The following is a 12,346-nucleotide window of genomic DNA, read 5'->3' on the forward strand; positions in this document are numbered from 1 at the left end:
GCTGCACATGGGTGCTCTCCGCGGCATCCGTCCGAGTACTCGGCACTAGGCCGCCAGCGGCACCAGGAAATCACGGCTGATGCCGTTGCCGAGATCGCCGATGCGCTCCAGGAAGCTGGTCAGGAAAGCGTGCAGCCCGACAGCAAAAATGTCGTCGATGCGGGCATATTTCAGGTCGGCATGGAGTTTACCAGCCTGGCGCTCGGTCTCTCCCGATTGCTGGTTGCAGACCACCGCAAGGATGGCCACCACCTCATCCATGCTCGACACCAGCGAACGCGGCATGTCCGGGCGCAGGATCAACAGCTCGGCCACGCGCTGCGGCGTGATCACCGCGCGGTAGACCTTGCGGTAGACCTCGAAGCCCGACACCGAGCGCAGCACCGCGGCCCAGTGGTAGAAATCGTTCTGCTCTCGATTGGAATCGGTGTCGTCCGAGCCCGACGCCTGGAACTTCACGTCGAGGATCCGCGCGGTGTTGTCGGCCCGCTCCAGGAACGTGCCGAGCCGCATGAAGTGGAAGGCGTCGTCCTTCAGCATGGTGCCGAACTGCACCCCGCGCGCCAGGTGCGAGCGGAACTTGACCCACTCGAAGAAACGCGACGGGTCTTCCTGCAGCTCCCCGTCCGCGATGATGCGCTGCACATCGAGCCAGGTGGTGTTGACTGTTTCCCAGACCTCGGTGGTGAGCGAGCCGCGCACCGCGCGCGCGTTCTCACGTGCCGCGCGCAGGCAGCTCATGATCGACGACGGGTTGGTCATGTCGCGCACCATGAAATCGATCACGTCGTCGCGCGTCAGCAGCCCGTACTTGTGGTCGAACGCACGGGTCAGTTCCGAGATGTCTAACATGGCCCACCAGCCCTGCTCCGCCACTTCCGCGGACTGCGGCAGCAGCGAGGTCTGGTAGTTGACGTCCAGCATGCGCGCGGTGTTCTCCGCGCGTTCGGTATAGCGGGCCATCCAGAAAAGATGGTCGGCGGTGCGGCTCAGCATGGGATTCTCCTCGCTATTCGATCGTGGCTGCGTGGCGACGTGGTGGCGGAGGACTCAGCGCTCCAGCACCCAGGTGTCCTTGGTGCCCCCGCCCTGCGAGGAATTCACCACCAGCGATCCTTCGCGCAGCGCGACGCGCGTGAGCCCGCCCGGCACCATGCGCACCTCGCGCCCCGACAGCACGAACGGACGCAGGTCGATATGGCGCGGCGCGATACCCGCTTCGACATAGGTCGGGCAGGTCGACAACGCCAGCGTCGGCTGGGCGATGTACTGCTCTGGCCGCGACTTCACCACCTCGCGGAAGGTATCGATCTCCGCGCGCGTGGCCGCCGGCCCGACCAGCATGCCGTAACCGCCCGCGCCATGGGTTTCCTTGACCACCAGTTCCGCCATGTTGTCGAGCACGTACTGCAGGTCGTCCGGGCGCCGGCACATATAGGTCGGCACGTTGTTGAGGATGGCCTCTTCGCCCAGGTAGAAGCGGATCATGTCGGGCACGTACGGGTAGATCGACTTGTCGTCGGCCACACCGGTGCCGATGGCATTGCAGATGGTCACGTTGCCCGCGCGGTAGACCGACAGCAGCCCGGCAGCGCCTAGCGAGGAATCGTGCCGGAACACCAGCGGATCGAGAAAATCGTCGTCCACGCGGCGGTAGATCACGTCGATGCGCTGCGGCCCCTGCGTGGTGCGCATGTAGAGATGATCGTCCTCGACGAAGAGGTCGCTGCCTTCGACCAGTTCCACGCCCATCTGCTGCGCCAGGAAAGCGTGTTCGAAGTAAGCCGAGTTGTACATGCCCGGTGTCAGCACCACCACGGTGGGGTCGGCGATGGCCTGCGGCGAAACCCCGCGCAGCATGTCGAGCAGCAGGTCGGGATAGTGGGCCACCGGCGCGACGCGGTTGCGTGCGAAGAGATCCGGAAATAACCGCATCATCATCTTGCGGTTTTCGAGCATGTACGACACGCCCGACGGTACACGCAGGTTGTCCTCCAGCACGTAGAACTCGCCCTCGCCGGCCCGCACGACGTCGATGCCGGCCACGTGCGCGTAGACGTCGTGCGGAACATCCAGGCCCAGCATCTCGGGGCGGTACTGCGCGTTGTTGTAGATCTGGTCCGGCGGGATCACGCCGGCGCGGATGATGTCCTGCCCGTGGTAGATGTCGTGGATGAAGCGGTTCAGCGCCGCCACGCGCTGGCGCAGGCCCTTGTCCAGGGTCGCCCATTCGCTGGCCGGGAAGATGCGCGGGATCACGTCGAACGGAATGGTCCGCTCGGTGCCGCTGTTGGATTCATCCTTGTCGCCGTAGACCGCGAACGTAATGCCGACGCGCCGGAAGATCAGGTCGGCCTCGGCCCGCTTGTTGGCCATGGTGTTGTCGGACTGCCGCGCCAGCCAGTCCGAGAATTGCCGGTAGTGCGGCCGTACCAGGCCACCCGGCAGTGCCTGCCCCGCCTGGATGACGGTATTGCGCTCGTCATCCCGCCAATCCAGCATCTCGTCGAAAAAGCGCGCCGCCATGATGACCCTTCCCTCCGTGAAATCGGGGGGCGTCCTGGTCGCCTGGCCTGCCGGTCTCCCACCGGAATCGCCGCCCCTTGTTTTTTGGCTCTACAGACTGTCGAGTGACTGGCCCTTTCAGCATACTTGCGCCAGCGAAAGCCGCAAGTCCCCGCGATGGCGCGGCACGGAAACGGGTGAAGCAAGATGCCTGCCAGGGGTACCGCAGGCGCGCGTGCAGGAGTGGGTCAGCGCGCGGCGGTGGCGCGGTGGCGTTCGCCGTCTTCGAGGATGGCCTGCACCAGCGCCTCCGGCGTTTGCCGGATATCGAGTACCAGCGCACCTTCGGGTTCTTCCAGGGTATCGAGCTGGCTCTGCAGCAATGCCGGGTTGAAGAAGTGGTCCGTGCGCGCGGACAGGCGCGAGCCGATCACCGACGCGTCGCCCTTCATGTAGACGAAGGTCACGCCGCCATCCGGCGGCGTCAGCCGGTCGCGATACACCTGGCGCAGCGCGGAGCAGGTGAACACGTGGGTCCGGCCCTCGGCCCGCGCGGCATCGATGGCCGCGCGCATGGCCGCCAGCCAGGGCCAGCGATCCTCGTCGGTAAGCGGGATGCCCGCGTGCATCTTGGCCTTGTTGGCGGCGCTGTGGAATTCGTCCGCGTCATGGAACGCGCAGCCCAGGCGTTGCGCCAGCATTTCGCCAACCGTGGATTTGCCGCTGCCGGAAACGCCCATCAGGATATAGATCATGTCTGCTCCATCGATCATGGTGTCGGATGGTTTGCCCCATCCTTGTCGGTAGCCTGGCGCCGGCAGGCGGCGCGCAGGTGCCCGGCTGGCGGCTGGCACCGGCCGGGGGAATCGAGTCAATCGGATGAAACGGGCCTTGGCCCGGCTATTGTGCGACGGAATGCGCCGCCGTGGCAGTTCCGGGCGCGGCGGCCGCCGGCATGGCGTCGGCCTCGGACAGGTCTAGTGCGCTGCCGCCCTCTTCCGCCATGCGCGCGTGACGCCGGAACAGCCCGAACAGGCCGCGGCCCATGCTGAACCGTGCGAAATCGTCAGCCGGCGCTGGCGCGACGGGGCGCGCCGCGAATTCGGCCGGATCACCGAGCCAGGCAAGCGTGCCGGCAACGGCGTCCATGCGCACCAGGTCGCCATCGCGCACGCGCGCCAGCGGTCCGCCGGCCAGTGCCTCGGGGCCCATGTGGATCACCGCGGGGACCTTGCCGGAGGCGCCGGACATGCGGCCATCCGTCACCAGCGCCACGCGGTGCCCCGCATCCTGCAGCGCACCAAGCACGGGCGTCAGGCGATGCAGTTCTGGCATGCCGTTGGCATTGGGCCCCTGGAAACGCACTACCGCCACCACGTCGCGGTTCAACTCGCCCGCTTCGAAGGCCGCTTGCAGGGCCTCCTGCGAATCGAACACGCGCGCCGGCGCCTCGACCACGCGGTGTTCGGGCGCCACGGCGGACACCTTGATCACGCCGCGGCCCAGGTTGCCCTGCATCAGGCGCAGGCCACCCTCGTCGGAGAACGGCTCGGCGGCGGTGGCGAGCACCTGGGCGTCGCCGCTGGTATTGGCGCCATCGCGCCACTGCAGGACGCCGTCGACCAGCACGGGCTCCTGCGTGTAGCGTGCCAGGCCAGGGCCGGCCACGGTCTGCACGTCCTCGTGCACCAGCCCGGCCTGCAGCAGCTGGCGAATCACGTAACCCACGCCGCCCGCGGCGTGGAAGTGGTTCACATCCGCCGAGCCGTTCGGATAGACGCGCGCCAGCAGCGGCGTGATGCGGGACAGGCGGTCAAAGTCGTCCCAGTCGATCAGCACACCCGCCGCGCGCGCCATGGCTACGAGATGGATGGTGTGGTTGGTGGAACCGCCGGTGGCCAGCAGGCCGACCATCGCGTTGACGATGGCTCGCTCGTCGACGATGCGCGCCATCGGCAGGTACTCGCCGCCCCGCGCCGACAGGGCCAGCGCGCGCTGCGCCGCTGCCGCGGTCAGCGCGTCGCGCAGGCCGCTGTCCGGGTGGACGAAGGCTGCGCCGGGCAGGTGCAGGCCCATGATTTCCATCAGGAACTGGTTGCTGTTGGCGGTACCGTAGAAGGTGCAGGTGCCGGCGCCGTGATAGGCCTCGCACTCGGCTTCGAGCAGCGCTTCGCGGCCGACCTGGCCGGTGGCGTAAAGCTGGCGCACGCGTGCCTTCTCCTTGTTCGGCAGGCCGCTTGCCATCGGCCCGGCCGGCACGAATACGACCGGCAGGTGGCCGAACTGCAGCGCCCCCATCACCAGGCCCGGGACGATCTTGTCGCAAACGCCCAGCATCACCGCCGCGTCGAACGTGTTGTGCGACAGCGCCACCGCCGTGCTCATGGCAATGGCATCGCGCGAAAACAGCGACAGCTCCATGCCGGGGTTGCCCTGCGTGATGCCGTCGCACATCGCCGGCACGCCGCCGGCCACCTGCGCCACGGCGCCGGCCGCGCGTGCCGCTTCACGGATCACGCCGGGATAGCGCTCGTATGGCTGGTGCGCCGACAGCATGTCGTTGTAGGCCGTCACGATGCCGAGATTGGCCGCATGTTCGACGCGCAGCTTGAGCTTGTCGTGCGCCGGCAGCGCGGCAAAGCCGTGCGCCAGGTTGGCGCACGACATGCCGCGCAGTGGACCCAGTTCCGCCTGCGCACGTTCGCAACGCGCCAGGTAGGCCTGCCGGCTGGCGCGGCTGCGCTCGGCGATGCGCCGGGTCACGGCAAGGATTTCGGCATGGACGGCGTGGGGCATGGCTGGACGTTCCTATTGGCCTGTAGATTTTCTACATTATAGCGATACAAGATTCACGCGAGCAGCCTCCTTGAGATCACAAACATCACAGAATCCACGGAATACGGGAAATCCCTAGCGCAATTTCACGGCAACCCCTCGGCTCCGCAAAGCCACGGCGCTGTAGAATATCTACATTCAGATCCTGCCAGCCACGCTCCGCCACCGTCATGCGCGACCGAATCCTTGCCGTCTACGACACGCTCCGTCCGTCCGAACGCCGCCTGGCCGACTATGTCGCCCGCCACGGCGCCAGCGTGATCCGGCTTTCCATGCCGGAACTGGCCGAGCGCGCCGGCGTGTCGCAACCCACCATCGCGCGCTTCTGCGCGGCGCTGGGCTATGACGGATTCCGTGAATTCAAGCTGCAGTTCGCGCAAAACGTGGGCGGGGGCACGCCTTTCGTGCACCAGGACGTGAAGCCGGACGACGGCCCCGCCGACATTGCCGGCAAAGTATTCGACCGCACCATTGCCACGCTCATGAGCGTGCGCAATGCGCTGTCGGCGGACCAGGTCGAGCACGGCATCCGCCTGCTTGCCACCGCGCGCCGCATCGAGTTCTATGGCTGCGGCAACTCGGGCATCGTCGCACTCGACATCCAGCACAAGTTTTTCCGCCTGGGCATGCCGACCACGGCTTACTCCGATCCGCATGTGTTCAGCATGTCGGCCGCCCTGCTCGGGCCCGGCGATGTCGCCGTACTGGTTTCGAACAGTGGCCGCACGTGGGACATGCTGACTGCCGCCACGCTGGCCCGTTCCAGCGGCGCAAGCGTGCTGGCCCTGACGCATAGCGGCTCGCCGCTGGCCAAGCTGGCCGACGTCTGCGTGTTTTCCGACGTGGAAGAGGACAGCGAAGTCTATACGCCGATGACGTCGCGCATCTGCCACCTCGTGCTCGGCGACGTGCTCGCGGCCGGCGTGGCGCTGGAGCGTGCCGATACTGTCGCGGCGGGACTGCAGCGCGCCAAGGCCCATCTGCGCGAGCGCCGCATCGGCGGCGCGGGACCCGCCCGGGCGCCGCAGGAAGCGGATGCGCCATCGCCACCGGCCAGCCGCAAGACAGCCGCGCGGTCTCGCTCTCGCACCGCCCACTGACATCCCCTGGCTATCGCGGCGCCTCCGGGGCGTCGCGCCAGTAGCGACGCTCCACCTGGCGGAACGCGGCCAGCGAATAGCCTTCGCCATGCGTGTCCATGGTGACCGCGCCGGTTTCGTCGGTGCGGTAGCGCTGGATGCCCGCATCGCCATAACGCGCCCACACCTCGCCACGCGGATGCTGATAGCGATTGCGATAGCCAAGCTGGAACACCGCCGCAGCGGGCCTGACCGCCGCCAGCCACGCCGGACCCGACGATGTGCCACTGCCGTGGTGCGGCACGACCAGGACATCGGCACGCAGCAACTCCGCGGACAGCCGCTCGGCTAGCTCGCGTTCTTCTGCGCGTCCGATATCACCGGTCAGCAACAGGCTGCTGCGGCCATTGCCCACCCGCAGCACGCAGCTGCGCGCATTGCTGCCCACCACCGCATCGCGCGACTGCTCGACGGCCGGATGCAACACCGTGAACTGCACGCCATCCCATTCCCAGCGCTGGCCCGCGTGGCACGGCGTCCATTCGGCCTCGCCAAGCAGCACGTGTCCCGCCGGGGCGGCCGTTGATCTCGCATCGACCGTCACCGCTTCCATGACGTGCCGCGCGCCGCCTGCGTGATCGATATCCTCGTGGCTGACCATCAGATGGTCGAGCTTGCGTACTCCAGCCGCGCGCAGGTAGGGCAGGATCACGTGCGTCCCCGCACTGCCGCCCGAGGCATAGGCTGGCCCGGCGTCATACAGCAAGGCATGCGTGCGCGTGCGCACCAGTACGGAAGTGCCCTGCCCCACGTCAAGCATCACCGCGCGGAATTCTCCTGGCGCAATGGCATCGCCGCGTGCAAGCACCATGGGAAGACTCAACAGCAGCCCATGCAGCCGTATGCGCAGACCGAACGCCGCCGGCGCCAGCAGCGCGAAGGTGCCCGCAACAGCCAAAGCGGTCTCCAGCACGCCGGCCTGCGCGGTTTCCCAGACCGCCCATTCGAGCGAGGCCAGCCACCGCAGCAGCACCGCCAGCCATGCCAGCGCCTGATGCGCAATCGCCAGCAGCGGCCCGGCCAGGAAGGGCGGCATCACCGCGCCCAGCAGCGCCAGCGGCGTGACCAGCAGGCTGACCACTGGAATGGCGGCGGCATTGGCCAGTGGGGAAATGACGGAAAACTGCCGGAACAGCAGCAGCGTAAGCGGCACCAGCCCAAGCGTGACGGCCCATTGCGTGCGGGCGGCGCTGGCCAGCGAGGCATGCACGCGCGACCAGAAGCCGCTCGCCGGCGTTTCGCGATGTGCCGCCGCCAGGAAGATCACGCCGACCGCGCCGAATGACAGCCAGAAGCCCGGCTGCAGCACCGCCCACGGGTCCAGCCACAGCGCGACGAACGCGGCCCACGCCAGCACCACCGATGCCGGCGGCGTACGCGCGCCCCAGGCGGCAAGCGCGGCAATCGACAGCATGGCCACGGTGCGCAGTGCGGGGATCTGCAGACCGGCAATCAGCCCGTAGCCCAATCCCGCCAGCACCGCCGCCACGAGCCCCGCCTGCCGCGCCGGGCACCGCAACGGCAGCGGCCTGCGCAAGCGGCGGCCCAGGCCAAAGGAGTGGCGCCACGCCCAGTGCATCAGCCCCGCGGCCATGCCGGCGATCATGGTGATATGCAATCCGGAAATGCTGATCAGGTGACCCGTGCCGGTGCGGTTGAACAGCAGCCAGTCGTCGCTGTCGATACCACGCTGATCGCCGACGACCAGTGCCACCAGGACCGGCGCGAAGCGCGCGTGCGGCGGCAGCGCGGCACGGATGCGGTCGCGCAGCGACGCACGTTGCGCCTCGATGCGCCACGCCAGCCGCTCATGGGCCGCGTCCTGCGGACCCTTGCGCACGTTGCGCACGTATCCCGTCGCGCCATAGCCTTGCGCGAGCAGCCAGTACGCGTAGTCGAAGCCGTAAGGATTGGCCAACCCGCGCGGACGGCGCAACCGCACCGTGAACAGATAGCGCTGGCCCGGCCGTAGTTCGGGGGCGCCTCGCGCCAGTTCAGGATGACGCGGTCCGGCACGCGTTCGCCGCGTGGCGCAGCTTCGATCGTGAAGGCAAAGCGTGCGCCTGGCGCGAGTTCGGCAGGCAAACCGGACACCACGCCTGACACCTCGATGTCGCGCGCCTCGTGCTCGGTCGTCAACCAGTCGCCCATGCGCCACTGCGCACGCCACGCGGACCAGCAAAAGCCCACGGCAAACCCCAGCAGCACCGCTGCCCCGCGCGCTAGCCAGTTTGCGGGGCGGCGCCGGAGCCGCGCTACCACGATCGCACTCAGGACAGCCAGCAAAATCGCCGCCACGGCCAGCATGCCGGCCGCCGGCAAGGCACCCTGCCGCTGCAAGGCCCAGCAGCCAGCCACGAAACCCAGCAGGATCAGGCGCACGAAGCTTTCCCGGCAAGTCAGAAGGTCTTCGTTGTACCGCCGCGTTGCCGGGAAAAGCTTGTCTGCGAGTCAGGAGTTGTTGTCGGCCGCGTTGCAGGGCGCCATCGCGTCAGCAAACGCAGCCAGGCGCGGCAGAGCCGCCACCGAGTTGCGCCACATGGCCTGCGCCAGTGCAGCGGGTTCCAGCCCGCGCAGTTCGCCCAGCACGCCGGCGACGCCAGCCACTTCGGCGGGCGTGTTGCGAGCCTTGTGCTGCTCGCCGAACTGGTCATCGGACAGCCATGCGGGCGCGATGTCCGGCGCATCGGTTTCCAGCACCAGCGCGTCGAGCGGCAACTCGGCGGCCAGCCGGCGGATCTGCCGCGCGCGGCTGAAGGTCACGTTGCCGCCAACGCCGAGCCGGAGTCCCTGGTCGATAAAGCGGCGCGCCTGCTCGTGGCTGCCGTTGAAGGCATGGGCAATGCCCTGCCGCACGCCAAGCTTGCGCAGTTGCGCGCCGACCTGGTCCTGCGACTTGCGCACGTGCAGCAGCACCGGCAGATCGAAATCACGCGCAATCTTCAGCTGCTCGATGTACAGCCACGTCTGGTGATCGGCATCCAGGCCCGCGACAAAGAAGTCGAGGCCGATCTCGCCGATGCCGACGAAGCGCGGATCGCCGATCGATGCCGCAACCTCACGGCGCAGTGTCTCCACATCCGCCTGCGCCGCACCGGGCGAGCACAGCGGATGAATTCCGAGCGCATAGACGCAGCGCGAGTCCCGCTGCGCCAGCGTGCGCACCGCGTCAAAGTTCGACACCGCCACGGCCGGCACCACGATGCCGGTCACGCCCGCGGCCGCGGCGGCGTCGGCCACCTGCCCGCGATCACGGTCGAATTCGCTGGCATCGAGATGGCAATGGGTGTCGATCCACATGGCATCAAATTCCTGAAGGGGTTCCGCCGGCGGGGGTAGCGCGGATTCCGCAATTTTCGTACATTTCCGGATCGGCCGATGTGATGTTGAGCGCGCTTGCGCGCAACCGGCCTATCCAAGGAGCTTGCATGAAGGCAATCCACCTGACGGGCAGCATCATCACCGCCGCCGTCCTGCTCTGCGCCGCACCCGCCAGCGCCCAGTCGATGCGCTGCGGCGGCTACCTGGTCCAGAACGGCGCCGGCAAGGCCGAGATCCTGCAGAACTGCGGCGAACCGGTCTACCGCGATGCGTTCTGCAAACCCCTGCCGAACGCGGCTGCCCGGGCCGCCGCGCAGGACGGCAGCGTCATCAGCCCGGCCTGCGAGAACGTCGAGGAGTGGACCTACAACCCCGGCTACGGCCAGTTCATGACCATCCTGCTGTTCACCGAAGGCCAGCTCCGCACGATCCGCTACGGGAACCGCGTGCGCTGAGCTTTGCGCCCGCGGCCGGACGCGTCAGCGCTCCTGGTGCAGGTGCCCGTCGCGCAGGCGCAGCACGCGGTCGCAGCGGCTGGCAAGGTCCAGGTCGTGCGTGACGATGACGAAGCTCGTGCCCAGCGTGCGCGACAGTTCCAGCATCAGGTCGTACACGCCGCCCGCGGTGTGGTCGTCCAGGTTGCCGGTCGGCTCGTCGGCCAGCACGCAGGCCGGCTGCCCGACCAGCGCGCGCGCAATCGCCACGCGCTGGCGTTCGCCGCCGGAAAGCTCGCCGGGGCGATGCTTCGCTCGGCCGCCCAGGCCAACACGATCGAGCATGTTCTGCGCCGCGTCGCGCGCCGCGGACTGGTCCAGGCCACGGATGCGCATCGGCATGCCCACGTTGTCCAGCGCGGTGAATTCCGGCAGCAGGTGGTGGAACTGGTAGACGAAGCCGAGCGAGCGGTTGCGCACGACATTGCGCTCGCGCTCGCGCAGCGCCGTGAAGGGCTTGCCGTGCAGCGCCACGCGGCCCGCGTCGGGATTGTCCAATCCGCCCAGCACATGCAACAGCGTGCTCTTTCCCGAGCCCGAGGCGCCGACGATGGCCACCTTCTCGCCGGCGTCCACGCGCACGTCCACGCCCTTGAGGACTTCGACGTCGAGTCCGCCCTGCTGGAAACGCTTGAACAGGCCTTCGCCCATCAGCACCGGCGTGCCCGTGCGCGCCTGCGCGGTCACGGGGGAGGAATGCGATTGCAGCATGGCTTCACTCATAACGCAGCGCCTCCGCCGGATTGACGCGGGCGGCGCGCCAGCTTGGGTAGAGCGTGGCCAGCGTGGCCAGCACGAAGGAAATGATGCCGATGGTGGCGATATCGTTCACACGCGGGTCGGAAGGCAGTTCGCTGATGAAATAGATGTCGCGCGGCAGGAACTGCACGTGCAGCAGCCGCTCGATGAAAGGCACGATCACGTCGATATTGGTGGCGATCAGCGTCCCGCCGGCCACGCCCAGCAAGGTGCCGATAAAGCCGATGGCGACACCCTGCACAATGAAGATCTTCATGATCGATCCCGGCTGCGCGCCCATGGTGCGCAGGATGGCGATGTCCGCCTGCTTGTCGGTCACCGTCATCACCAGCGTCGAGACCAGGTTGAACGCGGCCACGGCGATGATCAGCGTCAGGATGATGAACATCATGCGCTTCTCGGTCTGCACCGCGGCAAACCAGTTGCGGTTCTGCTTGGACCAGTCGCGCAGGTAGAGCTCGCCGGACAGCGTGCCGGCCAGCTCATTGGCCACCTGCGGGGCCCGCTGCATGTCCACCAGCTTCAGGCGCACGCCGGTCGGGCCGCTCATGCGGAACAGGGTCTCGGCGTCGCGGATGTTCACCAGCGCCAGCGCGCTGTCGAATTCGAAATGGCCCGACGAGAACACGCCCACCACGGTGAACTGCTTCAGCCTGGGCAACACGCCGGCCGGCGTGATGGTGCCCTGCGGGGCCAGCAGCGTGATCTTGTCGCCGACCTGCACACCCATGGCATTGGCCAGTTCGTTGCCCAGCGCGATGCCGAACTCGCCAGGCTGCAGGCTTTCCATATGGCCAGCCTTGAACTGTTTGCCGATGTCCGACACCTTCGGCTCCTCGGCCGGATCCACGCCGCGCAGCAGCACGCCGCGCACAGCGTCTTCGCGCGTCAGCATGGCCTGGGCCGCCACATAGGGGGCGGCGCCGATGACTTCCTTGTTCTGCATGGCCTCGGCCGCGGTGCGCTGCCAGTCGGGCAGCGCCGACGGGCCGATCACCTCGATATGCGACAGCACCGACAGCATGCGGTCGCGCACTTCCTTCTGGAAGCCGTTCATGACCGACAGCACCACGATCAGCGCGGCGACGCCGAGCGCGATGCCCAGCATCGAGATCATCGAGATGAACGATATGAACGTATTGCGGCTGGCGCGCTTGCTTGCGCGGGTATATCGCCAGCCAATCTGCCACTCGTAGGGAAATTTCAAGAGGGTTCCTGTTGTTTCGGAAAGGCGCCTGTGCCCGGAGACTGCCGGTAGCCGGGAGCCCTGCACCACACTCGAGCTGGCGCCGG

At 67.7% G+C, this 12,346-nt stretch carries 9 protein-coding genes and 1 pseudogene; 2 read left to right on the forward strand and 8 right to left on the reverse strand.

Features of this window, described 5'->3' with window-relative positions; genetic code table 11:
- Nucleotides 1-45: 45 nt before the first annotated feature.
- The 4 genes from AC3FKH_RS18150 to edd all read right to left on the reverse strand — a co-directional run bounded on the left by AC3FKH_RS18150 (nt 46) and on the right by edd (nt 5,301).
- On the reverse strand, nt 46-996 hold the full coding sequence (locus AC3FKH_RS18150) for an alpha-E domain-containing protein (protein ID WP_483731788.1): 951 nt from the start codon (nt 994-996) through the stop codon (nt 46-48).
- A 54-nt stretch (nt 997-1,050) separates the two neighbouring features.
- A complete protein-coding gene (locus AC3FKH_RS18155; RefSeq protein ID WP_488677229.1) occupies nt 1,051-2,526 on the reverse strand; it encodes a circularly permuted type 2 ATP-grasp protein in 1,476 nt (491 codons plus the stop codon).
- A 227-nt stretch (nt 2,527-2,753) separates the two neighbouring features.
- Complete coding sequence (locus tag AC3FKH_RS18160; protein WP_488677230.1) at nt 2,754-3,260, reverse strand: gluconokinase; 507 nt, start codon at nt 3,258-3,260, stop codon at nt 2,754-2,756.
- A gap of 145 nt (nt 3,261-3,405) precedes the next feature.
- A complete protein-coding gene (gene edd / locus AC3FKH_RS18165; RefSeq protein WP_488677231.1) occupies nt 3,406-5,301 on the reverse strand; it encodes a phosphogluconate dehydratase in 1,896 nt (631 codons plus the stop codon).
- A 209-nt stretch (nt 5,302-5,510) separates the two neighbouring features.
- Here edd and AC3FKH_RS18170 point away from each other — a divergent pair, with 209 nt between their 5' ends.
- Entirely contained in the window at nt 5,511-6,440 is a 930-nt protein-coding gene (locus tag AC3FKH_RS18170) for a MurR/RpiR family transcriptional regulator (RefSeq protein ID WP_483711027.1), read from the forward strand.
- A 10-nt stretch (nt 6,441-6,450) separates the two neighbouring features.
- Here AC3FKH_RS18170 and AC3FKH_RS18175 read toward each other — a convergent pair.
- Both AC3FKH_RS18175 and AC3FKH_RS18180 read right to left on the reverse strand, forming a co-directional pair.
- Nucleotides 6,451-8,861 (reverse strand): annotated as a pseudogene (locus AC3FKH_RS18175) (DNA internalization-related competence protein ComEC/Rec2).
- A 69-nt stretch (nt 8,862-8,930) separates the two neighbouring features.
- Nucleotides 8,931-9,779 (reverse strand): TatD family hydrolase, encoded by an 849-nt coding sequence (locus AC3FKH_RS18180; RefSeq protein WP_488677232.1) that lies wholly within the window; start codon nt 9,777-9,779, stop codon nt 8,931-8,933.
- Between the two features lie 128 nt (nt 9,780-9,907).
- Here AC3FKH_RS18180 and AC3FKH_RS18185 point away from each other — a divergent pair, with 128 nt between their 5' ends.
- The gene (locus AC3FKH_RS18185; protein WP_488677233.1) at nt 9,908-10,255 is read left to right on the forward strand and encodes a DUF2845 domain-containing protein; all 348 of its coding nucleotides are present in this window, start codon (nt 9,908-9,910) and stop codon (nt 10,253-10,255) included.
- A 24-nt stretch (nt 10,256-10,279) separates the two neighbouring features.
- Here the strand turns inward: AC3FKH_RS18185 and lolD are convergent, their stop codons facing one another.
- Nucleotides 10,280-11,017 (reverse strand): lipoprotein-releasing ABC transporter ATP-binding protein LolD, encoded by a 738-nt coding sequence (gene lolD, locus AC3FKH_RS18190; protein ID WP_483731781.1) that lies wholly within the window; start codon nt 11,015-11,017, stop codon nt 10,280-10,282.
- On the reverse strand, nt 11,010-12,260 hold the full coding sequence (locus tag AC3FKH_RS18195; RefSeq protein WP_483731780.1) for a lipoprotein-releasing ABC transporter permease subunit: 1,251 nt from the start codon (nt 12,258-12,260) through the stop codon (nt 11,010-11,012). The genes lolD and AC3FKH_RS18195 overlap by 8 nt, the downstream gene beginning before the upstream one ends.
- Nucleotides 12,261-12,346 lie beyond the last annotated feature (86 nt).

Source organism: Cupriavidus sp. 21MJTG02-4 (genome assembly GCF_057798975.1).